The organism is Streptomyces sp. NPDC058231, from assembly GCF_042882275.1.
Classification (GTDB): domain Bacteria; phylum Actinomycetota; class Actinomycetes; order Streptomycetales; family Streptomycetaceae; genus Streptomyces.
The window spans coordinates 37,631-60,934 of record NZ_JBHVWN010000020.1; the positions used below are offsets into that span (position 1 = coordinate 37,631).

The window sequence follows — 23,304 nt, forward strand, 5'->3', positions numbered from 1 at the left end:
AGGAGAGACCGGTGTCAGACGTCCGTGTGATCATCCAACGCGATTCCGAGCGGGAAGAGCGCGTGGTGACGACGGGCACTACGGCTGCCGAGCTCTTTCCCGGCGAGCGCACCGTCGTCGCCGCCCGGATCGCCGGCGAGCTGAAGGACCTCGCCCACCTCGTGGCCGACGGCGAGGTCGTCGAGCCCGTGGAGATCTCCTCCGAGGACGGCCTGAACATCCTCCGCCACTCGACCGCGCACGTCATGGCGCAAGCGGTGCAGGAGCTCTTCCCGGAGGCCAAGCTCGGCATCGGGCCGCCGGTCAAGGACGGCTTCTACTACGACTTCGACGTCGAGAAGCCGTTCACTCCCGAGGACCTCAAGGCCGTCGAGAAGAAGATGCAGGAGATCCAGAAGCGCGGACAGCGGTTCTCCCGCCGGGTCGTCACCGACGAGGCCGCCCGTGAGGAACTGGCCGCCGAGCCGTACAAGCTGGAGCTCATCGGCATCAAGGGTTCGGCCTCCTCCGACGACGGCGCGGATGTCGAGGTGGGCGGCGGCGAGCTGACCATCTACGACAACCTCGACCCGAAGACCGGCGAGCTGTGCTGGAAGGACCTCTGCCGTGGTCCGCACCTGCCGACCACCCGGAACATCCCGGCGTTCAAGCTGATGCGGAACGCCGCCGCTTACTGGCGGGGCAGCGAGAAGAACCCGATGCTGCAGCGCATCTACGGCACCGCGTGGCCCACCAAGGACGAGCTCAAGGCCCACCTGGAGTTCCTGGAGGAGGCCGCCAAGCGCGACCACCGCAAGCTCGGCAACGAGCTGGACCTGTTCTCCTTCCCCGACGAGATCGGCCCCGGCCTCGCCGTCTTCCACCCCAAGGGCGGCGTCATCCGCCGGGCCATGGAGGACTACTCGCGCAAGCGGCACGAGGAGGAGGGCTACGAGTTCGTCTACTCGCCGCACGCCACCAAGGGCAAGCTCTTCGAGAAGTCCGGCCACCTGGACTGGTACGCCGACGGCATGTACCCGCCCATGCAGCTCGACGACGGGGTGGACTACTACCTCAAGCCGATGAACTGCCCGATGCACAACCTGATCTTCGACGCGCGCGGCCGTTCGTACCGTGAGCTGCCGCTCCGCCTCTTCGAGTTCGGCACGGTGTACCGGTACGAGAAGTCCGGCGTGGTGCACGGCCTGACCCGCTCGCGCGGCTTCACGCAGGACGACGCACACATCTACTGCACCAGGGAGCAGATGGCGGAGGAGCTGGACAGGACGCTCACCTTCGTCCTGAACCTGCTGCGCGACTACGGCCTGACCGACTTCTACCTGGAGCTGTCCACCAAGGACCCGGAGAAGTTCGTCGGATCGGACGAGGCCTGGGAAGAGGCCACCGAGACGCTGCGTCAGGTCGCCGAGAAGCAGGGGCTGCCCCTGGTCCCGGACCCGGGCGGCGCTGCGTTCTACGGCCCGAAGATCTCGGTCCAGTGCAAGGACGCGATCGGCCGTACCTGGCAGATGTCGACCGTGCAGCTCGACTTCAACCTGCCGGAGCGCTTCGACCTGGAGTACACCGGCCCGGACGGCACCAAGCAGCGCCCGGTCATGATCCACCGCGCCCTGTTCGGTTCCATCGAGCGCTTCTTCGCGGTGCTCCTTGAGCACTACGCGGGTGCGTTCCCGGTGTGGCTGGCCCCGGTCCAGGCGGTCGGCATCCCGATCGGCGACGCGCACATCCCCTACCTCCAGGAGTTCGCCGCCAAGGCGAGGGCCAAGGGGCTGCGGGTCGAGGTGGACGCCTCCTCGGACCGGATGCAGAAGAAGATCCGCAATCAGCAGAAGGCCAAGGTTCCGTTCATGATCATTGCTGGTGACGAGGACATGGCCAACGGCGCCGTCTCCTTCCGTTACCGCGACGGATCGCAGGAGAACGGCATCCCCGTCGAGGACGCCATCGCCAAGATCCAGCGGGCCGTCGAGGACCGCGTCCAGGTCTGACCCGGTGGGCGAAGAGGCCCCCGGAGCGCTAGCCGCGCTCCGGGGGCCTCTTCTCGTCCTCCCGCGTGAACAGCTGCACCAGCCACGACGAGAACGAGCCCGTCACCGCCCCCAGCAGCGCCAGACCGCAGAACATCAGCCCCACCGCGACGACCCTGCCCCCCGGCGTGATCGGCGTCATGTCCCCGTACCCGACCGTGGTGAGCGTCTCGCAGGTCCACCACACCGAGTCGCCGAAGGTCCGGATCGTGGCGCCCGGGACGGTGTGCTCCTGGTGGTACACGGCGAGCGCGGCCGAGAATCCGAGCAGCAGCGCGGTCAGCCCGGAGTAGGCGATCACCCGGGCGTACAGGCCCAGCCGCGGCTGGGCCCTGCGCCGCTGGACCGCCGCGTAGACCTCGACCAGGCGCAGCGGCCGCAGCAGCGGGAGCAGCAGCACCAGGGTGTCCAGCCAGTGGTCGCGGAAGAAGCGCAGACCCTGGCGGCTGAGCCGGATCCGCACGGCGTAGTCCACCGCGAAGACCAGCCAGGTGGAGCAGACCAGGATCAGGGCGATGCCGCGCCAGGGCTGGGCGTCGTGGGGGGCGAGGACCCGGACCGCGTACCCGAGGAGGAAGAGGAACGACGCCAGGAAGAGCGGACCCTCCGTCCTCCGGTCCCAGCGAGTGAACCGGGAGGGAGTGGAATCCGCGGGCTGCTCGCTCATTTCCTCAGGATCGCCGTCCGCCGGCGGGCGCGGCCCCGGCGACACGCTCCGCAGGAGTGAAGCAATATGCTGATCGGCATGACGACTGAGCCGGAGCAGCAGATCGGAGTGGGAACGCCCGACGCGTTCCAGCGCCTGTGGACGCCTCATCGGATGGCATACATCCAGGGGGAGAACAAGCCGACCGGCCCGGAGGCCGGCGACGGCTGTCCGTTCTGTGCCATCCCGGCCAAGTCGGACGAGGACGGGCTCGTCGTGGCGCGCGGCGAGAAGGTCTATGCCGTGCTGAATCTGTACCCGTACAACGGTGGGCATCTGATGGTGGTGCCCTACCGGCATGTCGCCGACTACACGGAGCTGGACGGGCCGGAGACGCTGGAGCTCGCCGACTTCACCAAGCGGGCGATGACGGCGCTGCGGGCGGCCTCGGGAGCCCACGGTTTCAACATCGGGATGAACCAGGGAGCGGTGGCGGGCGCGGGTATCGCCGCCCATCTTCACCAGCACCTGGTGCCGCGCTGGGGTGGTGACACCAACTTCATGCCGGTGGTCGGTCATACGAAGGTGCTGCCGCAGCTGCTCGCCGACACGCGGAAGATGCTGGCCGACGCCTGGCCCGCGGGCCGGGCCGGGCGGTAGGCAGGAGCACAGGGCGCCCGGGATTCTCCCGGGCGCCTTTTCCGTACCCCGGCGCCGCGCCCCGGCTAAGCCTCGTACAGGTCGGCCTTCCGCGGCGTCGGGTCCTGCACCAGTCCGCTGAGGATCATCGAGCGGGTGTCGAAGCGCTCGGTGTCGACGCCGTTCTCGTTCAGGACACGCATCGCCGCGCTGTGCACGGCACGCAGGACGGGGGTGGCGGCGCGCATCGCGTCGTCCGCCATGAAGCGGTGACGCCACGGCTTCTCGGCCCAGGCGTGGCGCAGCCCGAACGGCTCCGGGAGGGTGATCTTGCCGCCCAGGTAGTCGAGGAGCGGCGGGTACCAGGTGAAGGGCGCGCGCAGCGCGAGCCGGACGACCTCCTCGGACTCGACCAGCGGAAGCGTGATCTTGCGGGTCTCCCAGAACCTGACGGTCTTGTTGACCGTCTTCTCCTTGGCTTTCGGCTTGCTCGTGAAGAGCGAGTGGACGGGGCCCAGGGCGTGCCCGGTGACCTCGATCCGCAGCGTTTCGTGGAGCACCGTGACAGTGATCATCATGGTGATCACCAACTGGCCGTCCCAGAGGGTGAACTGGACGCCCAGGTAGTGCCGGTCGCCGCTGCCGAACTGCTGATGGTTGCAGATCCGCTGTATCTCGTGCGGCTTGATCTGGAAGGTGGCGACGTCCTCGCCGGCCGGGCGGGTGACCTCGTCGGCGTTCTCGCCGACGGGCGAGACGATCCAGTGCGTGACCGAGGGGGTGGGGAACCCGCCGGTGTGCAGCGGTCCGCGTTCCAGCATCTTGAGCTGGTCGTGGATGACGCGTATCAGGTCCCAGCTGCGGAACTGGTGGAATTCCTTGCCGGGCTCCTTGGAGACGAGCTCCTCGGCGAGCTGCCAGCTGCCCCAGCGGGTGCCCATCCCGAGGATGCCCTTGGGGCCGGCGTAGAAGACCGCGTTGGACTGCTGTTCGGCCGCCAGCTTCTCCAGCCCCTGGCGGAGCGCCTCACGGGCGGTCTCGTTGGGGTTCTTCGGCACGGCCTCGGGGATCTTGGCGATGACACCCCCACCGGAGAGCAGCCCGTTCCAGCGGGCGCGCATGTCCTTGGCGGAGGCCTCGGCGATCCGCTTGGCGATCAGCCAGCCGATGACCGGGGCGACGACCATCGCGCGCAGATACAGCGCGAGGAATCCGGTGACCGGCAGCTTGACCAGGAAGACGAGCGCCACGATGCCGACGAGGGGGAGCAGGGCGTTGCCGAGGGCTCCGAGAGCCTTGTCCTTGGTCCCACTCAGGCCGTCGCGGAGGCGGAACACGAGGACCCACAGCAGCAGTCCGGGCAGGAACAGGAAGCCGAACAACGCGGTCACCAGCGTCAGCCTGGTGTCCCGCGCCTTGCGCAGCCGGGTCGCGGACAGGCAGTGCTCGACCACCGTCTGCGGCTCGGTGCCGAAGGACTGGATGAGCGCCTTGCGGGCGCCGCCCAGCATGCGTTCCTGGACGGCTCGGGAGTAGGCCTCACCGAGGCTGGGGGCGAAGTACTTGCTCTTGAAGAGCTTGGAACGGCCCTCCTCGACTTTGGACTTGTGCCACTCGCTGTTGGCCTTGAGGATGTCCGACACCGGGCTGTCGCGGTACGCGGCGGAGGCCAGGGCGTTCGTCGCCACCGCCTGTCCGGCCGACCCCTGGAGCGGGATCTGCGCTCCGGGAGAGAAATCGAATCCGTTGCTGGCCACTGTCGCCCCCACTCGCCACCGAGGAACTGCTCCTGCGGCTGTTTCCCAACTGCCGTGCCCGGCACACCTTCTGAGCTGGGGTCAAAGCGTATCGTCCGGATCGGAACCCCGCCTGCCTCTGTGGACAAAGGCAGGCGGATCCGTCAACTATGCGCCTTTTGCCATACTTTCCTGCTGTTCGCGGAGGCGCTCGGCGAGCTGCGGGGGCATCGGTTCGTGCCGGGCGTACGCCCGGTCGAAGCGGCCGGTGCCGTGCGACAGGGAACGCAGATCGATCGCGTACCGGTCGATCTCCAGCTCCGGGACCTCGGCCCGGACGAGCGTGCGGCCCGGCCCGGACTGCTCGGTGCCGACCACCCGGCCGCGCCGCCCCGACAGATCGCTCATCACCGGACCCACGTAGTCGTCGGGGACGAGAACCTGCACCTCGGAGACGGGTTCGAGGAGCTGGATACGGGTGTCGGCGGCCGCCTCACGCAGGGCCAGCGCGCCCGCCGCCTGGAACGCGGCGTCGGAGGAGTCCACCGAGTGCGCCTTCCCGTCCCGCAGAGTGATCCGTATGTCGACGAGGGGGTGGCCGGCCACGACGCCGCGGGCGGCCTGGGCGCGGATCCCCTTCTCCACGGACGGGATGAACTGGCGCGGCACCGCCCCGCCCACCACCTTGTCGACGAATTCGATCCCCGAACCGACCGGCAGCGGTTCCACGTCGATCTCGCAGATGGCGTACTGGCCGTGTCCGCCGGACTGTTTGACGTGCCGCCCGCGTCCGGTCGACTGCCCGGCGAACGTCTCGCGCAGCGCCACCCGGTACGGAACCGCGTCGACCTGCACCCCGTACCGGGTCCGCAGCCGGTCGAGCGCCACGTCCAGATGCGCCTCGCCGAGGCACCAGAGCACCACCTGATGGGTGTCCTGGTTCTGTTCGAGACGCATGGTCGGGTCCTCGGCGACGAGCCGCGCGAGCCCCTGGGAGAGCTTGTCCTCGTCCGCCTTGCTGTGCGCCTCGATGGCGAGCGGCAACAGCGGGTCCGGCATGGCCCACGGCTCCATCAGCAGCGGGTCGTCCGGAGCCGAGAGGGTGTCACCGGTCTCGGCGCCGCCCAACTTGGCGACGCAGGCCAGGTCCCCGGCGATGCAGCTGGTCAGGGCGCGCTGCTGCTTCCCGAACGGGGCGGACAGCGCGCCGACGCGGACCTCCGTCTCATGGAGGGCGCCGGATCCCGGTCCGTGGCCGTTCGGGCCGTGGCCGAGGACATGGACGGCCTCGTCGGGACGCAGGGTGCCGGAGAACACGCGGACGAGCGAGACGCGCCCGACGTACGGGTCCGAGGCGGTCTTGACCACCTCGGCGACCAGCGGGCCCGCCGGGTCGCAGGACGGAGCGGGACGGGGGGCGCCCTGCGGGGTGGTGACATCGGGCAGCGGATGCTCCAGCGGGGTCGGGAAGCCGCCGGTGATCAGGTCCAGGAGTTCGACGGTGCCGATGCCCTGGCGGGCGCCATCGACTGCGGGCGCCGCCGTGAGCACGGGGTGGAAGGTGCCGCGGGCGACGGCGTGCTCCAGGTCGTCGACGAGGGTCGTGACGTCGATGTCCTCGCCGCCGAGATAGCGATCCATCAGTGTCTCGTCCTCGCTCTCGGCGATGATCCCTTCGATCAGCCGGTTGCGGGCGTCCCGGAGCGGTGCGTGCTGGTCGTCGGCGGGCGGCGTCTCCTTCCGCTCGCCGGACGAGTAGTCGAGGACCCGCTGCGTGAGCAGCCCGGTGAGCCCGGTCAGCGGGGCGTGCCCGTCCGGGCTCTCGGGGCCGAGCACGGGCAGGTAGAGCGGCAGTACCGCGTCCGGGTCGTCACCCCCGAAGATCTCGCCGCAGACACGGGTCATCTCGTCGAACGAGGTGCGTGCGGTGTCGAGGTGGGTGACGACGATGGCGCGCGGCATGCCGACGGCCGCGCACTCCTCCCACACGGCGCGGGTGGTGCCCGCGACGGCGTCGGCCTCCTGGGCGGCCGAGACGACGAAAAGGGCCGCGTCCGCTGCCCGCAGACCGGCCCTGAGTTCCCCGACGAAATCGGCGTATCCGGGGGTGTCCAAGAGATTGATCTTGTATCCGCCCCATTCGACGGGGACGAGGGAGAGCTGTACCGAACGTTGCTGGCGGTGCTCGATCTCGTCGTAGTCGGAGACCGTTCCGCCGTCCTCGACCCGGCCTGCCCGGTTGACCGCTCCGGCGGTCAGCGCGAGGGCCTCGACGAGGGTGGTCTTGCCCGATCCGCTGTGGCCGACCAGCACCACGTTCCGGAGGGAAGAGGGCCGGTCGGCCGTCGCTGCTCTGCCGGCGGCCCCGGTGTGTGCGTGTGCCTTGTCGCCCATGATGTGCCTCCCGGTGGTGTGCGCTGTGCGGGGAGATTGGCTGGCGCGGTGAGGGGAGAAATACGGGCGCGGGCACGTGGAGCCGCCGCGGCGGCTGCGGCGACGCCCGCGGTAATTCGAGCTTTCCACTCAGGTCAGGCTGCGTCCATACGTCGGACGCCGACGCCCGGGGACCGATGCCCCGACAGTGGACCGCCGCACTGGTGACTACGATGGGCCAGCCGGTGGCCGAAGGGGCCGCGCGGCCCACCGACCCTCGGGAAGGCCATGCTGAACAAGTACGCGCGTGCATTTTTCACGCGTGTCCTCACACCGTTCGCCGCACTGCTGCTCCGTCTCGGCGTGAGCCCTGACGCGGTCACGCTCATCGGTACCGCCGGAGTGATGGCAGGTGCGCTGGTCTTCTTCCCCATGGGGGAGTTCTTCTGGGGCACGATCGTCATCACGGTCTTCGTCTTCTCCGACCTCGTCGACGGCAACATGGCCCGGCAGGCCGGTATCTCCAGCCGCTGGGGCGCATTCCTGGACTCGACGTTGGACCGAGTCGCCGACGGCGCCATCTTCGGCGGGTTCGCGCTCTGGTACGCGGGCAACGGCGACGACAACGTGCTCTGCGCGGTGGCGATCTTCTGCCTGGCCAGCGGCCAGGTGGTCTCGTACACCAAGGCCCGCGGCGAGTCGATCGGCCTGCCGGTCGCGGTCAACGGCCTGGTGGAACGCGCCGAACGGCTGGTGATCTCACTGGTGGCCGCCGGGCTCGCCGGGCTCCACAAATTCGGAGTGCCCGGCATCGACGTCCTGCTGCCGATCGCGCTGTGGATCGTCGCCGCGGGCAGCCTGGTGACGCTCGTGCAGCGGGTGGTGACCGTGCGCCGCGAGTCCGCCGAGGCCGACGCGGCCGCTGCCGCGGCCGACCGGGGGAGCGGGGCCGCGCAGTGACCGGCGACAGCGGGAAGCCGGGGACCGGGCTGAGGGACCGGCTGACCGACGGGCTGTACGGACTCGGCTGGGGCGCGGTCAAGAAGCTCCCCGAGCCCGCTGCCCGGGCCCTGTTCCGCACCCTCGCCGACCAGGTGTGGAAGCGGCGGGGCAAGAGCGTGCTGCGGCTGGAGTCGAACCTGGCGAGGGTGGTGCCGGACGCGAGCCCGGCCCGGCTCGCCGAGCTGTCGAAGGCCGGGATGCGCTCGTACATGCGCTACTGGATGGAGTCGTTCCGCCTGCCCACCTGGAGTCCGGAGCGGATCAAGGCAGGCATAGACGTCACGGACGTCCACCGGCTGACCGACGGTCTCGACTCCGGGCGCGGCGTGCTCCTCGCCCTGCCGCACCTGGGGAACTGGGACCTGGCCGGGGCGTGGGTCACCACCGACCTGAAGGTGCCGTTCACCACGGTCGCCGAGCGGCTCAGGCCCGAGTCGCTGTACGACCGGTTCGTCGCCTACCGCGAGGGGCTCGGCATGGAGGTCCTGCCGCACACCGGCGGGTCCGCCTTCGGCACCCTGGCGCGGCGGCTGCGGGACGGCGGACTCGTCTGTCTCGTCGCCGACCGTGACCTCTCCGCCTCCGGTGTGGAGGTGACGTTCTTCGGCGGCACGGCGCGGATGCCCGCTGGACCCGCGCTGCTCGCGCAGCAGACCGGCGCGCTGCTGCTGCCCGTCACGCTCTGGTACGACGGGACGTCCGTGATGAAGGCGCGGATCCATCCGGCCGTCGAGGTACCCCCGTCGGGCACCCGCGCCGAGAAGACGTCGGTGATGACGCAGGCGCTGGCCGATGCCTTCGCCACCGGAATCGCCGAGCACCCGGAGGACTGGCACATGCTGCAGCGTCTCTGGCTCGCCGACCTCGAACCCCGTGGGGAGCAGCCGTGAAGATCGGCATCGTCTGTCCGTACTCCTGGGACGTGCCGGGCGGCGTGCAGTTCCACATCAGGGACCTGGCCGAGCACCTGATCCGGCTCGGACACCAGGTGTCGGTACTGGCCCCCGCCGACGACGAGACGCCGCTGCCGCCGTACGTGGTCTCCGCGGGCCGGGCCGTGCCCGTCCCGTACAACGGCTCGGTGGCCCGGCTGAACTTCGGCTTCCTGTCCGCCGCGCGGGTGCGCCGCTGGCTGCACGACGGCACGTTCGACGTGATCCACATCCATGAGCCGACCTCGCCGTCGCTGGGGCTGCTCGCCTGCTGGGCCGCGCAGGGACCGATCGTCGCCACGTTCCACACCTCCAACCCGCGCTCCCGGGCGATGATCGCCGCGTACCCGATCCTGCAGCCCGCGCTGGAGAAGATCAGCGCGCGCATCGCGGTGAGCGAGTACGCGCGCCGGACCCTGGTCGAGCACCTGGGCGGCGACGCGGTCGTCATCCCGAACGGGGTCGACGTGGGCTTCTTCGACAGGGCCGAGCCCAAGGCCGAGTGGCAGGGCGGGACGATCGGTTTCATAGGGCGTATCGACGAGCCCCGGAAGGGTCTGCCGGTCCTGATGAGGGCCCTGCCCGCGATCCTTGCCGCCCGCCCCGGGACCAGGCTGCTGGTGGCCGGGCGCGGCGACGAGGAGGAGGCGGTCGCCTCGTTGCCCGCGGAGATGCGCGAGCGCGTCGAATTCCTCGGGATGGTGAGCGACGAGGACAAGGCGCGACTGCTGCGCAGCGTCGACGTGTACGTGGCCCCCAACACCGGCGGCGAGAGTTTCGGGATCATCCTGGTCGAGGCGCTGTCGGCGGGCGCGCCGGTCCTGGCCAGCGATCTGGACGCGTTCACCCAGGTGCTGGACCTCGGCTCGGCGGGGGAACTGTTCGCCAACGAGGACGCGGACGCGCTCGCGGCGGCGGCCGTCCGGTTGCTGGGCGACCCGGAGCGGCGTGCGGAGCTGCGCGAGCGGGGCCGTGCGCATGTGCGGCGGTTCGACTGGTCGACGGTCGGGGCGGACATCCTCGCGGTCTACGAGACGGTGACGGACGGAGCCGCCTCGGTGGCGGCGGACGAGCGCACGGGGCTGCGGGCCCGGTTCGGGCTGGCCCGCGACTGACGAGGGGCCCGGGCGCAGGCCCGCGCGGGCGGTGCGGTCCCCGACCGGGCTGCGGTCGGGACCGGGCCGGGGGGACAGGCCGTGACGCCCGCGACGGTAGCCTTGCGGTCCGTGACCGAAACCCTCATCTGGATCGTCGTCGCGCTCGTCGCGATCGGCCTGTACCTCAGCTGGACCGCCGGACGGCTGGACCGGCTGCACACCCGCATCGACGCCGCCCGCGCCGCCCTCGACGCACAGCTGCTGCGCCGCGCCTCGGTCACCCAGGAACTGGCCACGTCCGGGGTTCTCGACCCGGCCGCGTCCATCGTGCTGTACGAGGCCGCACACGCCGCCCGGCAGTCCGAGGAGGAGCACCGGGAGGTCGCCGAGAGCGAGCTCAGCACCGCGCTGCGAGCCGTCTTCGGTGAAACGGCGCAGGTGGAGGCGGTGAAGGAGGTTCCGGGCGGCGAGGAGGCGGCAACCGAACTGGCCGCGGCCGTGCGCCGCGTCCCGATGGCGCGACGGTTCCACAACGACGCGGTGCGTGCGGCGCGGGCGCTGCGCCGACACCGCACGGTGCGCCTGTTCCGGCTGGCCGGACACGCGCCGTTCCCGCTGGCCTTCGAGATGGACGACGAGCCGCCGGTCGCCCTGGCCGACCGCCCGGTCAGCTGACCCGCCCCGCACACGACGGTCTCGCGCCCGCTGAGGCCGCTCCGCGCGCCCCGCGGCGGGTGCACCACGTCCCGTACCGGGCTCCGTCGTCCGGGTTCCGTGCCCGGGCGGCGGCCCGGGCCATACGCAGCCGTACGCGGCCAAAACGATCCACCGGCCTCTCATTGGCCCTTGCAGTGGACTGGTCCCGGGGAGTTTGCTCTGACTGCGTCAACCAGCACTTCCAGCATCTCTTTTCACCGAGTGAGGTCGATCCGTGTCCACGCTTCCCAGCACCCCGCAGTCCGCTGACTCCCCGGCCACCGGCACCGCCCGAGTCAAGCGCGGCATGGCCGAGCAGCTCAAGGGCGGCGTGATCATGGATGTCGTCAACGCCGAGCAGGCGAAGATCGCCGAGGACGCGGGCGCCGTGGCCGTCATGGCCCTGGAGCGGGTGCCCGCCGACATCCGCAAGGACGGCGGCGTGGCCCGGATGTCCGACCCGAACATGATCGAAGAGATCATCGAGGCCGTCTCCATCCCGGTGATGGCGAAGTCCCGCATCGGCCACTTCGTCGAGGCCCAGGTGCTGCAGTCGCTCGGCGTCGACTACATCGACGAGTCCGAGGTGCTCACCCCGGCCGACGAGGTCAACCACAGCGACAAGTTCGCCTTCACCACGCCGTTCGTCTGCGGTGCCACCAACCTGGGCGAGGCGCTGCGCCGGATCGCCGAGGGCGCGGCCATGATCCGCTCGAAGGGCGAGGCCGGCACCGGCAACGTCGTCGAGGCGGTCCGCCACCTGCGCCAGATCAAGAACGAGATCGCCCGTCTGCGCGGCTACGACAACAACGAGCTGTACGCCGCCGCCAAGGAGCTCCGCGCCCCGTACGAGCTGGTCAAGGAGGTCGCCGAGCTCGGCAAGCTGCCCGTGGTGCTGTTCTCCGCGGGTGGCGTCGCCACGCCGGCCGACGCCGCGCTGATGCGCCAGCTCGGCGCCGAGGGCGTCTTCGTCGGCTCCGGCATCTTCAAGTCCGGCGACCCGGCCAAGCGTGCCGCCGCCATCGTGAAGGCGACCACCTTCTACGACGACCCGAAGATCATCGCGGACGCCTCCCGCAACCTGGGCGAGGCCATGGTCGGCATCAACTGCGACACGCTGCCCGAGACCGAGCGCTACGCCAACCGCGGCTGGTAGTCACTGATGAGCGACACCCCTGTGATCGGAGTCCTGGCTCTCCAGGGCGACGTACGGGAGCACCTGATCGCCCTGGCCTCGGCTGACGCCCTGGCCAGGCCGGTCCGGCGCCCCGAGGAGCTCGCCGAGGTCGACGGTCTGGTCATCCCCGGCGGTGAGTCCACCACCATGTCCAAGCTGGCCACCCTGTTCGGCATGCTCGAACCGCTCCGCGAGCGGGTGCGGGCCGGCATGCCGGTCTACGGCACCTGCGCCGGAATGATCCTGCTGGCCGACAAGATCCTCGACCCGCGTTCGGGCCAGGAGACCGTCGGCGGCATCGACATGATCGTGCGCCGCAACGCCTTCGGACGGCAGAACGAGTCCTTCGAGGCGGCCGTCGAGGTCGCCGGGATCGACGGCGGCCCGGTCGAGGGCGTCTTCATCCGCGCCCCCTGGGTGGAGTCGGTCGGGGCGCAGGCCCAGGTCGTCGCCGAGCACGGCGGGCACATCGTGGCGGTGCGTCAGGGGAACGCCCTGGCGACGTCATTCCACCCGGAACTGACCGGGGACCACCGGGTCCACGCGCTCTTCGTCGACATGGTGCGCGCAATCGGCTGACTCGATCCCGGTAGGATCTCTCGGGTTCGTTAAGAAATTGGTGACGCGAAGGAGACAGGCAGATGTCCGGCCACTCTAAATGGGCTACGACGAAGCACAAGAAGGCCGTGATTGACGCCAAGCGCGGCAAGCTCTTCGCGAAGCTGATCAAGAACATCGAGGTCGCGGCCCGCACCGGCGGAGTCGACATCGAGGGCAATCCGACCCTCGTCGACGCGATCCAGAAGGCGAAGAAGAGCTCCGTCCCGAACAAGAACATCGACTCCGCGGTCAAGCGCGGTGGCGGTCTCGAAGCGGGCGGCGTCGATTACCAGACGATCATGTACGAGGGTTACGGCCCGAACGGTGTCGCGGTGCTCATCGAGTGCCTCACCGACAACCGCAACCGTGCCGCCTCCGACGTGCGTGTCGCGATGACCCGTAACGGCGGCTCGATGGCCGACCCGGGTTCGGTCTCGTACCTCTTCAATCGCAAGGGCGTCGTGATCGTCCCCAAGGGCGAGCTGTCCGAGGACGACGTCCTCGGCGCGGTCCTCGACGCGGGAGCCGAGGAGGTCAACGACCTCGGCGAGTCCTACGAGGTCGTGAGCGAGGCCACCGACATGGTCGCGGTCCGTACCGCGCTCCAGGAGGCCGGCATCGACTACGACTCGGCCGAGGCCAACTTCCTGCCCACCATGCAGGTCGAACTGGACGAAGAGGGCGCGCGCAAGATCTTCAAGCTGATCGACGCGCTGGAGGACAGCGACGACGTGCAGAACGTCTTCGCCAACTTCGACGTCTCGGACGAGGTCATGGAGAAGGTCGACGCCTGAGGCGTACTCGGCACAGCCGCTCTGCACGGGCCGACGGGGACACACCCCCCGTCGGCCCGTCGCATTGTCAGTGCGAGCCGATAGCCTGCGGGAACAGTTGACCGATCGGCAGAGGGGGCGCTTCATGCGGGTACTGGGCGTGGACCCGGGGCTCACCCGGTGCGGCGTCGGCGTCGTCGAGGGCGCCGCGGGCCGTCCGCTGACCATGCTCGGGGTCGGCGTCGTCCGCACCCCGGCCGACGCCGAGCTCGGCCACCGGCTGGTCGCCATCGAGCGCGGCATCGAGGAGTGGCTCGACGAGCACCGCCCCGAATTCGTCGCCGTGGAGCGGGTGTTCAGCCAGCACAACGTGCGTACGGTGATGGGGACCGCCCAGGCGAGCGCGGTCGCCATGCTCTGTGCGTCCCGCCGCGGCATCCCCGTGGCCCTGCACACCCCCAGCGAGGTCAAGGCCGCCGTCACCGGCAGTGGCCGCGCCGACAAGGCACAGGTCGGAGCGATGGTCACCCGGCTGCTGCGGCTCGACGCCCCGCCGAAACCCGCCGACGCCGCCGATGCCCTGGCGCTCGCCATCTGCCACATCTGGCGGGCCCCGGCCGTCAACCGCCTCCAGCAGGCGCACGCGGCGGCCGCCGCCCGCGTCCCGCGCGTTCCCCGTACGCCCGCAGTTCCCGTCCGGAAGGTCCCCCGATGATCGCCTTCGTCAGCGGCCCCGTCGCCGCACTCGCCCCGACCACGGCCGTGATCGAGGTCGGCGGCATCGGCATGGCCGTCCAGTGCAGCCCGCACACCCTCGCCGACCTGCGGATCGGTCAGGAGGCCAGGCTGGCCACCTCTCTCGTCGTACGCGAGGACTCGCTCACCCTGTACGGCTTCGCCGACGACGACCAGCGGCAGGTCTTCGAGCTGCTCCAGACCGCGAGCGGCGTCGGCCCGCGGCTCGCCCAGGCGATGCTCGCCGTGCACAGCCCGGACGCCCTGCGCGTCGCCGTCTCCACCGGCGACGAGAAGGCGCTCACCGCCGTCCCCGGCATCGGCAAGAAGGGCGCGCAGAAACTCCTCCTCGAACTGAAGGGCAGGCTCGGCGAGCCCGTCGGCGCCCACATCGGCCGGCAGGGCATCGGCACCGCCGTCACCTCCTCCTGGCGCGACCAGCTGCAGGCCGCCCTGATCGGGCTGGGGTACGCGACCCGTGAGGCCGACGAGGCGGTCACCGCCGTCGCACCCCAGGCCGAGGCCGCGCTCGCGGAGGGTGCCCAGCCGCCCGTACCGCAGCTGCTGCGTGCCGCGCTGCAGACCCTCAACCGTGCACGCTGACCGCAGACCGGCCGGACGCGACACGCCCGACGCACGGGCACCGCACGGCCCGTCACCGAAACACCCGAGGCGGGATTGACCGAATGAACTGGGACGAGACCGGACCCGACACCGGCGAGCGGCTCGACGAGCGGCTCGTCGACGCCGGCGCGGACGGGGAGGACACCGCGGTCGAAGCCGCCCTGCGCCCCAAGGACCTGGACGAGTTCGTCGGTCAGGAGAGGGTGCGCGAGCAGCTCGACCTGGTCCTGAAGGCGGCCCGCGCCCGCGGCGCCACCGCCGACCACGTCCTGCTCTCCGGCGCTCCCGGCCTCGGCAAGACCACCCTTTCCATGATCATCGCCGCCGAGATGGGCGCACCGATCCGGATCACCTCGGGCCCCGCCATCCAGCACGCGGGCGATCTCGCCGCGATCCTCTCCTCCCTCCAGGAGGGCGAGGTCCTCTTCCTCGACGAGATCCACCGCATGTCACGGCCGGCCGAGGAGATGCTCTACATGGCGATGGAGGACTTCCGGGTCGACGTCATCGTCGGCAAGGGCCCCGGCGCCACCGCCATCCCGCTGGAGCTGCCGCCCTTCACCCTGGTCGGCGCCACCACCCGGGCCGGACTCCTGCCGCCCCCGCTGCGCGACCGCTTCGGCTTCACCGGTCACATGGAGTTCTACGCCCCCGCCGAACTGGAACGGGTCATCCACCGCTCCGCCCGCCTCCTCGACGTCGCGATAGACGCCGACGGCGCCGCCGAGATCGCCGGCCGCTCCCGCGGCACGCCGCGCATCGCCAACCGGCTGCTGCGCCGCGTCCGCGACTACGCCCAGGTCAAGACGGACGGCCGGGTCGACCGCTCCGTGGCCTCCGCCGCCCTCGCGGTGTACGAGGTCGACGCGCGCGGGCTCGACCGGCTGGACCGGGCGGTACTCGGTGCCCTGCTGAAACTCTTCGGCGGCGGCCCCGTCGGCCTGTCCACCCTCGCGGTGGCGGTGGGGGAGGAGCGCGAGACGGTCGAGGAGGTCGCGGAGCCCTTCCTGGTACGGGAAGGGCTGCTGGCCAGGACGCCCAGGGGGCGGGTCGCCACTCCGGCGGCCTGGGCCCACCTCGGTCTCGTTCCGCCCCGGCAAGGCGGAATAGGACAACAGGGTCTCTTCGGGGCGTGATGCGTCACAGGTTCGCCCCCACAGGAACCAGGGTGCGATGCTGGGCGTTGTTCCATCGATGCGGACTCGCTTAGACTCCGCCGATGCCGCCTGTACAGGGCGGTGTACCCACCCCCGTAGATCAGGCCGCATTCCACCGCGGTCGTGCGAAGGAAACCCGTCCCGTGAATCCCGTGACTCTCCTCCCCTTCATCGTGCTTATCGGGGCCATGTTCCTGATGACCCGGTCCGCCAAGAAGAAGCAGGCTGCCGCCTCGCAGATGCGCAACGAGATGCAGGCCGGCACCGGCGTCCGCACGATCGGAGGCATGTACGCCACCGTCAAGGAGCTTCACGACGACTCGGTTGTCCTTGAGGTCGCGCCCGGCGTCCACGCCATCTATGCCAAGAACGCCATCGGCGCCGTCCTCTCCGACGAGGAGTACAACCGCATCGTCCACGGTGACGGCGACGACGACGACATCGACGGCGCGGTCGTGCCGGACGACGCCTCCTCGCTGACCGAGCCGGTCGAATCCGACGCGGACTCCTCGGACGATGCCAAGATCGACCTGGGCAAGAAGGCCGAGGCCGACGAGGCCGAGCCGAAGGACGCCAAGGCCGACGAGAAGTCCGAGGGCAAGGCCGACGGCGAGGCCGACGCGAAGTAGCTCACGTCCCGGGGATGCCGATTCCATCGGCGTCCGGCATCCCCAGGACCGTGCGATCTTCTGCGGGGGCAGGTCCCCACAACACTTCGTGGCCGCTCGGGCGCGTACCCGGCGCGGGGCGGTTGGACAGGGAGAAACGAGAAGGTGGCAGCACCGAAGAAGGGCCGAGGGCCGTCCGGCGGTCAGGGCAGGCCGGGGCGTGCCCTGGCTCTGATCCTGATCGCCATGGTCGCGCTCACCGGCGGGATGTTCCTGTCCGGTCACACCACGCCTCGGCTGGGTATCGACCTGGCGGGCGGCACGTCGATCACGCTCAAGGCGCAGCCCCAGCCGGGCAAGCCGGACGCGATCAACCAGACCAACATGGACACCGCGGTCAGCATCATCGAACGCCGTGTCAATGGTCTGGGTGTCTCCGAGGCCGAGGTCCAGACCCAGGGCCGGGACAACATCATCGTCAACATCCCCAAGGGGACGAACTCGAAGCAGGCACGGGAACAGGTCGGCACGACCGCCCAGCTCTACTTCAGGCCCGTGCTCGCCGTCACCGAGGGGAAGGCGACACCGGCCGGCACGGCCACCCCCTCGGCCTCCGGTTCCACGAAGCCGAGCGCGTCGCCGAGCACGAAGGAGACGGCCTCCGGCTCGTCCCCCACTCCCAAGGCGAGCGCCACCACCCAGGGCCGCGCGGTCACCGGCGCCCTGACGAAGGACACCTCGCCCAGCCCGAGCACCTCCGGCACGCCGAAGGCGGCGGCGACCCCGTCGGCCTCGGTCGACCCGGCCACCGCCGCGCTGCAGCAGAAGTTCGCCGCGCTCGACTGCTCCACCAAGACCGGCCGCGCGAAGGCCGGCGCCAACGCGAAGCCCACCGACACCACGATCGCGTGCAGCTCCGAGGGTGACGCCAAGTACGTCCTCGGCCCGGCCGAGGTCTCCGGTACGGACGTGGACAGCGCCAAGGCCACGATCGACCAGCAGCGCGGCATGTGGATCGTCCAGATGGACTTCACGGACAAGGGTTCGAAGAAGTTCCAGGCCATCACCTCCAAGCTGTCCACGCAGCAGTCGCCGATGAACCAGTTCGCCATCGCGCTCGACGGCGAGGTCGTCTCCGCGCCCCAGGTGAACCAGACGCTCAGCGGCAGCGCCGAGATCTCGGGCAGCTTCACCCAGCAGTCCGCCCAGGACCTGGCGAACGTGCTGTCCTACGGTGCGCTCCCGCTGTCCTTCCACGAGGACACGGTCACCACCGTCACCGCCGCACTCGGCGGCGAGCAGCTCCAGGCGGGCCTGATCGCCGGCGCCATCGGCCTGGCCCTGGTCGTCATCTACCTGGTCGCCTACTACCGCGGTCTCGCGATCATCGCGCTCCTCTCGCTGCTGACCTCGGGCATCCTGACCTACACGCTCATGGCGCTGCTCGGCCCGGCCATCGGCTTCGCGCTGAACCTCCCCGCGGTCTGTGGTGCCATCGTCGCCATCGGTATCACCGCGGACTCGTTCATCGTGTACTTCGAACGCATCCGGGACGAGATCCGTGACGGCCGCACCCTGCGTCCGGCCGTCGAGCGTGCCTGGCCGCGTGCCCGGCGCACCATCCTGGTCTCCGACTTCGTGTCGTTCCTCGCCGCCGCGGTGCTCTTCATCGTCACCGTCGGCAAGGTGCAGGGCTTCGCGTTCACGCTGGGCCTCACCACCCTGCTCGACGTGGTCGTCGTGTTCCTCTTCACCAAGCCCGTGATGACGCTCATGGCCCGTACGAAGTTCTTCTCCAGCGGCAACCCGTGGTCCGGCCTGGACCCGAAGCGGCTCGGCGCCAAGCCGCCGCTGCGCCGCTCGCGCCGTGTCAACGCCCCCACCGACCCGAAGGAGGCGTGAGATGTCGCGACTCGGCAGTCTCGGCGCCCGGCTGTACCGCGGCGATGTCGGTTACGACTTCATCGGCAAGCGCAAGATCTGGTACGGCGTCTCGATCCTGATCACCATCACGGCCATCGTGGCCCTGGCGGTGGGCGGCCTGAACATGGGCATCGAGTTCAAGGGCGGCGCGGTCTTCACCACCCCGTCCACCAGCGCCTCGGTCGCCCAGGCGGAGGAGTCCGCAGTCGCGGCCTCCGGCCACCAGGCGATCGTCCAGAAGCTCGGCAAGGGCGGTCTGCGCATTCAGATCACCGAAGTCGACCTGGCGAAGTCCGATGCGATCAAGGCGGAGCTCGCCAAGGACCTCAAGGTCCCCGAGGAGCAGATCAACGCCGACCTGGTCGGCCCCAGCTGGGGTGAGCAGATCGCCAACAAGGCCTGGACCGGCCTCGGCGTCTTCATGGTCCTCGTGGTGATCTACCTGGCCATCGCCTTCGAGTGGCGCATGGCGATCGCGGCGCTGGTCGCGCTGATCCACGACATCACCATCACCGTCGGGATCTACGCCCTGGTCGGCTTCGAGGTCACCCCGGGCACCGTGATCGGTCTGCTGACCATCCTCGGTTACTCCCTGTACGACACGGTCGTCGTCTTCGACAGCCTCAAGGAGGGCACGAAGGGGATCACCAAGCAGACCCGCTGGACGTACAGCGAGATCGCCAACCGCTCGATCAACGGCACGCTGGTCCGTTCCATCAACACCACCGTGGTGGCGCTGCTGCCGGTCGCCGGTCTGCTGTTCATCGGTGGCGGCGTCCTCGGCGCCGGCATGCTGAACGACATCTCGCTGTCGCTCTTCGTCGGCCTCGCGGCCGGTGCGTACTCCTCGATCTTCATCGCCACTCCGCTGGTCGCCGACCTCAAGGAGCGCGAGCCGCAGATGAAGGCCCTGCGGAAGCGGATCCTCGCCAAGCGAGCGGCGGCCGCCGCCAAGGGCGAGTCCGCGGAGGACGAGCAGTCGTACGACGACACCGACGACAACGGCGAGGAGGCGGCGCCCGCCGCCGCCGTCGTCGGCCAGCGCCAGCAGCCTCCCAGGGGCCACGGCCGGACCTCGGGGAAGCGTCGATGACCAGCACCACCGAGAGCACCAGGGAACTGCTGCTCAGCCGGATCCGTGACGTGGCGGACTACCCGAAGCCGGGCGTGATGTTCAAGGACATCACGCCGCTGCTCGCGGACCCGGTGGCGTTCACGGCGCTCACCGACGTCCTCGCGGAGTTGTGCGTCCGGCACGGCGCCACCAAGGTCGTCGGCCTGGAGGCACGCGGCTTCATCCTGGCCGCGCCGGTCGCGGTCCGGGCCGGGCTCGGCTTCGTACCGGTCCGCAAGGCCGGGAAGCTGCCCGGAGCCACGCTCAGCCAGGCGTACGAGCTGGAGTACGGCACCGCGGAGATCGAGATCCACGCCGAGGACCTCACCGCCGACGACCGGATCATGGTCATCGACGACGTGCTCGCCACCGGTGGCACCGCCGAGGCCTCGCTGGAGCTGATCCGGCGGGCCGGTGCCCGGGTCGCGGGCGTCGCGGTCCTCATGGAGCTCGGTTTCCTCGCGGGCCGGGCGAGGCTCGAGCAGGGCCTCGAAGGGGCCCCGCTGGAGGCCCTGATCACGGTCTGAGCAGGGGCCGCGCGGTTTCGGACCGTATGCGGACGGCACCCTTCGTACACAGGACGGGCACTCGGGAACACCCGGGTGCCCGTCCGCGTTGTGAGGGTCCCGAGGTCCCCGGGGGAGGTCTGGCCGCAGGGTCGATACGATGGCCTTTCCGGGTGTCCGGATCCGCACGAGGAGCGCTCTTGCCAGACGAGGCCCAGCCAGTCGCCGCCCCGCAGCCCGACAAGCCCGCGGCGGCCCCAGCCACGCCCGAGAAGAAGCAGCCCGCGGAGAAGGGGATGCCCAAGCCCCCGGCGCCCGAACCTGCGGACACCGTGTCGCGGACGCCCCCCCGAGCGAACGGCCCCGCCCCGGCCTCCCCGCCGCCGACCGCCCCGAAGCCCCCGGCCAAGCCCGCCGCCAAGCCCGTGGTACCGGTCGGCCCGGTGTCCCGCTCCAGCGGCTCCTCCAACCGGGTGCGGGCCAGGCTCGCGCGGCTCGGTGTGCAGCGCTCCAGCCCGTACAACCCGGTCCTCGAACCGCTGCTGCGAGCGGTCCGCAGCAACGACCCCAAGATCGAGACCTCCACGCTGCGCCAGATCGAGCGCGCCTACCAGGTCGCCGAGCGCTGGCACCGCGGCCAGAAGCGCAAGAGCGGCGACCCGTACATCACGCACCCGCTCGCCGTCACGACGATCCTGGCCGAGCTCGGCATGGACCCGGCGACCCTGATGGCCGGCCTCCTGCACGACACGGTCGAGGACACCGAGTACGGCCTGGACACCCTGCGCCGCGACTTCGGCGACCAGGTCGCGCTGCTGGTCGACGGCGTCACCAAGCTCGACAAGGTCAAGTTCGGCGAGGCCGCGCAGGCTGAGACCGTACGCAAGATGGTCGTCGCCATGGCCAAGGACCCCCGGGTCCTCGTCATCAAGCTCGCCGACCGGCTGCACAACATGCGCACCATGCGCTATCTCAAGCGGGAGAAGCAGGAGAAGAAGGCCCGCGAGACGCTCGAGATCTACGCGCCCCTGGCCCACCGCCTGGGCATGAACACCATCAAGTGGGAGCTGGAGGACCTCGCGTTCGCGATCCTCTACCCCAAGATGTACGACGAGATCGTCCGCCTCGTCGCCGAGCGCGCCCCCAAGCGCGACGAGTACCTCGCCATAGTGACCGACGAGGTCCAGTCCGACCTGCGTGCCGCCCGGATCAAGGCCACCGTCACCGGACGGCCGAAGCACTACTACAGCGTCTACCAGAAGATGATCGTGCGAGGCCGGGACTTCGCCGAGATCTACGACCTGGTGGGCATCCGCGTACTGGTCGACACGGTCCGTGACTGCTACGCGGCCCTCGGCACGGTGCACGCGCGATGGAATCCGGTACCCGGCCGGTTCAAGGACTACATCGCGATGCCCAAGTTCAACATGTACCAGTCGCTGCACACCACGGTGATCGGTCCCAGCGGCAAGCCCGTCGAGCTGCAGATCCGTACGTTCGACATGCATCGCCGCGCCGAGTACGGGATCGCCGCGCACTGGAAGTACAAGCAGGAGGCCGTCGCGGGCGCCTCCAAGGTGCGTACCGACGTACCCAAGAACACCGGCCGTGGCCAGGACACCGTCAACGACATGGCGTGGCTGCGCCAGCTCCTCGACTGGCAGAAGGAGACCGAGGACCCCAGCGAGTTCCTGGAGTCGCTCCGCTTCGACCTCTCGCGCAACGAGGTCTTCGTCTTCACACCCAAGGGCGACGTCATAGCGCTTCCCGCGGGTGCGACCCCGGTCGACTTCGCCTATGCCGTGCACACGGAGGTCGGCCACCGGACCATAGGGGCGCGGGTCAACGGGCGGCTCGTGCCGCTCGAATCGACTCTCGACAACGGCGACCTGGTGGAGGTCTTCACCTCCAAGGCGGCCGGCGCCGCACCGTCCCGGGACTGGCTGGGCTTCGTCAAGTCCCCCCGCGCCCGCAACAAGATCCGCGCCTGGTTCTCCAAGGAACGCCGCGACGAGGCGATCGAGCAGGGCAAGGACGCCATCGCGCGCGCCATGCGCAAGCAGAATCTGCCGATCCAGCGGATCCTGACCGGCGACTCCCTGGTGACGCTCGCCCACGAGATGCGCTACCCCGACATCTCGTCCCTGTATGCGGCGATCGGTGAGGGGCATGTCGCCGCCGCGGGCGTCGTGCAGAAGCTGGTCCAGGCACTCGGGGGCGAGGACGCGGCCAACGAGGACCTCGCGGAGAGCTCGCCGCCCTCGCGCAGCCGCGGCAAGCGCCGCTCCAACGCCGACCCCGGCGTGGTCGTCAAGGGTGTCGAGGACGTCTGGGTCAAGCTCGCCCGCTGCTGTACGCCGGTGCCGGGCGACCCGATCATCGGCTTCGTGACACGCGGCAGCGGCGTCTCCGTGCACCGTGCCGACTGTGTCAACGTGGACTCGCTGTCCCAGCAGCCGGAGCGGATCCTGGAGGTCGAATGGGCCCCGACCCAGTCCTCGGTCTTCCTGGTCGCCATCCAGGTCGAGGCACTGGACCGGTCGCGACTGCTCTCGGACGTCACCCGTGTCCTGTCCGACCAGCACGTCAACATCCTGTCGGCGGCCGTACAGACCTCGCGGGACCGGGTGGCCACCTCGCGGTTCACCTTCGAGATGGGTGACCCCAAGCACCTCGGACACGTCCTGAAGGCCGTACGCGGCGTGGAGGGCGTCTACGACGTCTACCGAGTGACCTCGGCCCGCAGGCCCTGACCCCGCTCGTCCCGGCAGCCCCTCGCACGCTCGTACGAGGGGCTGCCGCGCGTCGCGCCCGCACGGCTTCGGGGCGGGGCACGGCGCCCCGGCGGCGGCGCGGACACCCTCGTGCGCCGCGCCGGTCCGGTGGCCCACCGCACGCAGAAGGCCCTCCGTCACCGACGGAGGGCCTTCGCTGTCCAG

Annotated in this window: 20 protein-coding genes; 17 read left to right on the forward strand and 3 right to left on the reverse strand. The window is 70.2% G+C overall.

From position 1 onward, the window contains the following. The first annotated feature begins 11 nt into the window (after positions 1 to 11). Positions 12 to 1,988: a threonine--tRNA ligase gene (gene thrS / locus ACFVXE_RS16525; RefSeq protein WP_389671834.1), complete on the forward strand. Its 1,977-nt coding sequence runs from the start codon at positions 12 to 14 to the stop codon at positions 1,986 to 1,988. 28 nt (positions 1,989 to 2,016) lie between these two features. On the opposite strand, the gene ACFVXE_RS16530 is transcribed toward thrS, so the two are convergent. Then, positions 2,017 to 2,694 carry a potassium channel family protein gene (locus ACFVXE_RS16530; RefSeq protein ID WP_389671835.1) on the reverse strand — a complete coding sequence of 226 codons (678 nt, stop codon included), beginning with the start codon at positions 2,692 to 2,694 and terminating at the stop codon, positions 2,017 to 2,019. A 66-nt stretch (positions 2,695 to 2,760) separates the two neighbouring features. Here ACFVXE_RS16530 and ACFVXE_RS16535 point away from each other — a divergent pair, with 66 nt between their 5' ends. Then, the gene (locus tag ACFVXE_RS16535) at positions 2,761 to 3,333 is read left to right on the forward strand and encodes an HIT family protein (protein WP_389671836.1); all 573 of its coding nucleotides are present in this window, start codon (positions 2,761 to 2,763) and stop codon (positions 3,331 to 3,333) included. 65 nt (positions 3,334 to 3,398) lie between these two features. Here the strand turns inward: ACFVXE_RS16535 and ACFVXE_RS16540 are convergent, their stop codons facing one another. After that, positions 3,399 to 5,069: a hypothetical protein gene (locus ACFVXE_RS16540; protein WP_389671837.1), complete on the reverse strand. Its 1,671-nt coding sequence runs from the start codon at positions 5,067 to 5,069 to the stop codon at positions 3,399 to 3,401. Between the two features lie 147 nt (positions 5,070 to 5,216). Continuing rightward, the gene (locus ACFVXE_RS16545; RefSeq protein ID WP_389671838.1) at positions 5,217 to 7,442 is read right to left on the reverse strand and encodes an elongation factor G-like protein EF-G2; all 2,226 of its coding nucleotides are present in this window, start codon (positions 7,440 to 7,442) and stop codon (positions 5,217 to 5,219) included. A gap of 267 nt (positions 7,443 to 7,709) precedes the next feature. On the opposite strand from ACFVXE_RS16545, the gene pgsA reads away from it, so the two are divergent. From pgsA to ACFVXE_RS16620, 15 genes are all read left to right on the forward strand, one after another. Next, positions 7,710 to 8,381 carry a phosphatidylinositol phosphate synthase gene (gene pgsA / locus ACFVXE_RS16550; protein ID WP_389671839.1) on the forward strand — a complete coding sequence of 224 codons (672 nt, stop codon included), beginning with the start codon at positions 7,710 to 7,712 and terminating at the stop codon, positions 8,379 to 8,381. Further along, positions 8,378 to 9,313, forward strand: a complete 936-nt coding sequence (locus ACFVXE_RS16555; protein WP_389671840.1) for a phosphatidylinositol mannoside acyltransferase — start codon at positions 8,378 to 8,380, stop codon at positions 9,311 to 9,313. Before pgsA ends, ACFVXE_RS16555 begins: the two co-directional genes overlap by 4 nt. Next, positions 9,310 to 10,470, forward strand: coding sequence for a glycosyltransferase family 4 protein (locus ACFVXE_RS16560; protein ID WP_389671841.1), 1,161 nt, complete (start codon positions 9,310 to 9,312; stop codon positions 10,468 to 10,470). The genes ACFVXE_RS16555 and ACFVXE_RS16560 overlap by 4 nt, the downstream gene beginning before the upstream one ends. A gap of 111 nt (positions 10,471 to 10,581) precedes the next feature. Next, positions 10,582 to 11,127, forward strand: coding sequence for a hypothetical protein (locus tag ACFVXE_RS16565; RefSeq protein WP_389671842.1), 546 nt, complete (start codon positions 10,582 to 10,584; stop codon positions 11,125 to 11,127). A gap of 256 nt (positions 11,128 to 11,383) precedes the next feature. Beyond that, positions 11,384 to 12,304 carry a pyridoxal 5'-phosphate synthase lyase subunit PdxS gene (gene pdxS, locus ACFVXE_RS16570; RefSeq protein ID WP_148833401.1) on the forward strand — a complete coding sequence of 307 codons (921 nt, stop codon included), beginning with the start codon at positions 11,384 to 11,386 and terminating at the stop codon, positions 12,302 to 12,304. Positions 12,305 to 12,310: 6 nt separating this feature from the next. Continuing rightward, positions 12,311 to 12,904 (forward strand): pyridoxal 5'-phosphate synthase glutaminase subunit PdxT, encoded by a 594-nt coding sequence (gene pdxT / locus ACFVXE_RS16575; protein WP_389671843.1) that lies wholly within the window; start codon positions 12,311 to 12,313, stop codon positions 12,902 to 12,904. A 62-nt stretch (positions 12,905 to 12,966) separates the two neighbouring features. Beyond that, positions 12,967 to 13,719, forward strand: a complete 753-nt coding sequence (locus tag ACFVXE_RS16580) for a YebC/PmpR family DNA-binding transcriptional regulator (protein WP_389671844.1) — start codon at positions 12,967 to 12,969, stop codon at positions 13,717 to 13,719. Between the two features lie 124 nt (positions 13,720 to 13,843). Continuing rightward, on the forward strand, positions 13,844 to 14,413 hold the full coding sequence (gene ruvC / locus ACFVXE_RS16585) for a crossover junction endodeoxyribonuclease RuvC (protein WP_389671845.1): 570 nt from the start codon (positions 13,844 to 13,846) through the stop codon (positions 14,411 to 14,413). Next, positions 14,410 to 15,036, forward strand: coding sequence for a Holliday junction branch migration protein RuvA (gene ruvA, locus ACFVXE_RS16590; RefSeq protein ID WP_389671846.1), 627 nt, complete (start codon positions 14,410 to 14,412; stop codon positions 15,034 to 15,036). The genes ruvC and ruvA overlap by 4 nt, the downstream gene beginning before the upstream one ends. 83 nt (positions 15,037 to 15,119) lie before the next feature. Continuing rightward, on the forward strand, positions 15,120 to 16,193 hold the full coding sequence (gene ruvB, locus ACFVXE_RS16595; RefSeq protein ID WP_389671847.1) for a Holliday junction branch migration DNA helicase RuvB: 1,074 nt from the start codon (positions 15,120 to 15,122) through the stop codon (positions 16,191 to 16,193). 164 nt (positions 16,194 to 16,357) lie between these two features. Beyond that, positions 16,358 to 16,843 (forward strand): preprotein translocase subunit YajC, encoded by a 486-nt coding sequence (gene yajC, locus ACFVXE_RS16600; RefSeq protein WP_389671848.1) that lies wholly within the window; start codon positions 16,358 to 16,360, stop codon positions 16,841 to 16,843. A 144-nt stretch (positions 16,844 to 16,987) separates the two neighbouring features. After that, positions 16,988 to 18,724 (forward strand): protein translocase subunit SecD, encoded by a 1,737-nt coding sequence (secD, locus tag ACFVXE_RS16605; RefSeq protein ID WP_389671849.1) that lies wholly within the window; start codon positions 16,988 to 16,990, stop codon positions 18,722 to 18,724. A 1-nt stretch (position 18,725) separates the two neighbouring features. Continuing rightward, positions 18,726 to 19,838 (forward strand): protein translocase subunit SecF, encoded by a 1,113-nt coding sequence (gene secF / locus ACFVXE_RS16610; RefSeq protein WP_389671850.1) that lies wholly within the window; start codon positions 18,726 to 18,728, stop codon positions 19,836 to 19,838. Continuing rightward, entirely contained in the window at positions 19,835 to 20,386 is a 552-nt protein-coding gene (locus ACFVXE_RS16615; RefSeq protein ID WP_389671851.1) for an adenine phosphoribosyltransferase, read from the forward strand. Before secF ends, ACFVXE_RS16615 begins: the two co-directional genes overlap by 4 nt. A 179-nt stretch (positions 20,387 to 20,565) precedes the next feature. Continuing rightward, positions 20,566 to 23,118 carry a RelA/SpoT family protein gene (locus ACFVXE_RS16620; protein WP_389671852.1) on the forward strand — a complete coding sequence of 851 codons (2,553 nt, stop codon included), beginning with the start codon at positions 20,566 to 20,568 and terminating at the stop codon, positions 23,116 to 23,118. The last annotated feature ends 186 nt before the right edge of the window (positions 23,119 to 23,304 follow it).

Bases quoted from the DNA above. Each gene is read 5' to 3' on its own strand.
- ACFVXE_RS16535 (WP_389671836.1), top strand. From the start codon at position 2,761: ATGCTGATCGGCATGACGACTGAGCCGGAGCAGCAGATCGGAGTGGGA.
- ACFVXE_RS16580 (WP_389671844.1), top strand. From the start codon at position 12,967: ATGTCCGGCCACTCTAAATGGGCTACGACGAAGCACAAGAAGGCCGTG.
- ACFVXE_RS16545 (WP_389671838.1), bottom strand. From the start codon at position 7,442: ATGGGCGACAAGGCACACGCACACACCGGGGCCGCCGGCAGAGCAGCG.
- pdxT (WP_389671843.1), top strand. From the start codon at position 12,311: ATGAGCGACACCCCTGTGATCGGAGTCCTGGCTCTCCAGGGCGACGTA.
- ACFVXE_RS16615 (WP_389671851.1), top strand. From the start codon at position 19,835: ATGACCAGCACCACCGAGAGCACCAGGGAACTGCTGCTCAGCCGGATC.
- ACFVXE_RS16530 (WP_389671835.1), bottom strand. From the start codon at position 2,694: ATGAGCGAGCAGCCCGCGGATTCCACTCCCTCCCGGTTCACTCGCTGG.
- ruvB (WP_389671847.1), top strand. From the start codon at position 15,120: ATGAACTGGGACGAGACCGGACCCGACACCGGCGAGCGGCTCGACGAG.
- ruvA (WP_389671846.1), top strand. From the start codon at position 14,410: ATGATCGCCTTCGTCAGCGGCCCCGTCGCCGCACTCGCCCCGACCACG.
- secF (WP_389671850.1), top strand. From the start codon at position 18,726: ATGTCGCGACTCGGCAGTCTCGGCGCCCGGCTGTACCGCGGCGATGTC.
- ruvC (WP_389671845.1), top strand. From the start codon at position 13,844: ATGCGGGTACTGGGCGTGGACCCGGGGCTCACCCGGTGCGGCGTCGGC.
- pgsA (WP_389671839.1), top strand. From the start codon at position 7,710: ATGCTGAACAAGTACGCGCGTGCATTTTTCACGCGTGTCCTCACACCG.